This window comes from Sphingomonas endophytica (assembly GCF_001476895.1).
GTDB classification, from domain to species: Bacteria; Pseudomonadota; Alphaproteobacteria; order Sphingomonadales; family Sphingomonadaceae; genus Sphingomonas; species Sphingomonas endophytica_A.
In genome coordinates this window covers 1-800 of record NZ_LDTB01000159.1, presented here as the reverse complement: position 1 = coordinate 800, position 800 = coordinate 1, and the positions used below count along the sequence as shown (strand labels likewise).

1 pseudogene is annotated in these 800 nt (G+C 63.2%); it reads left to right on the top strand.

Annotated elements, in window-relative coordinates:
* Positions 1-689 (top strand): annotated as a pseudogene (locus tag NS334_RS16510) (conjugal transfer protein TrbE); the annotation flags it as partial.
* Between the last annotated feature and the right edge of the window lie 111 nt (positions 690-800).

The window sequence follows — 800 nt, the reverse complement described above, 5'->3', positions numbered from 1 at the left end:
CCTATGGACGGCTGCTTGACGCCGAGGCGGAGCATCTCGGCTCGGCATCTGTCCAGGCGTTCGAAATCGAAGGGCTGGTCGGGACCGGCGCCGCGCCCGCCGTTCTGTCCTATCTGTTTCACCGGATCGGTGATCGCCTGAACGGCTCCCCAACTTTGCTGATCATCGACGAGGGCTGGCTCGCGCTCGACGATGACGCCTTCGCCGGCCAGCTCCGCGAATGGCTGAAGACGCTACGCAAAAAGAACGCCAGCGTCATCTTCGCCACGCAAAGCCTCTCCGACATCGACAATTCGGCAATTGCACCGGCCATCATCGAAAGCTGTCCGACACGGCTGCTCTTGCCGAACGATCGTGCGATCGAGCCGCAGATTACGGCGACCTATCGTCGCTTCGGCCTGAATGATCGCCAGATCGAGATCCTCGCGCGGGCGACACCCAAGCGGGATTATTACTGCCAGTCGCGGCGCGGCAATCGGCTGTTCGAGCTGGGCCTTTCCGAAGTCGGCCTGGCGCTCTCCGCCGCATCCTCCAAATCGGACCAATCCGAAATCGCCCGCACCTTCGCCGAGCATGGCCGCGAGGGATTCCTCGCCGCGTGGCTGCGGTTGCGCGGCGCTGAATGGGCCGCGGATCTCATCCCCGATCTCACCAACCTCATCCCCCAGCAGCCTGACAAGGAGGCATAGTCATGAATACGCATCGTTCCCGTCCACGCGCGCTCTCGCTCGCGGCATTCATCTTGGCGATGCCGTTGGCCGCATCGCCCATGCTAACGACGCCGGCACAAGCGCAATGGA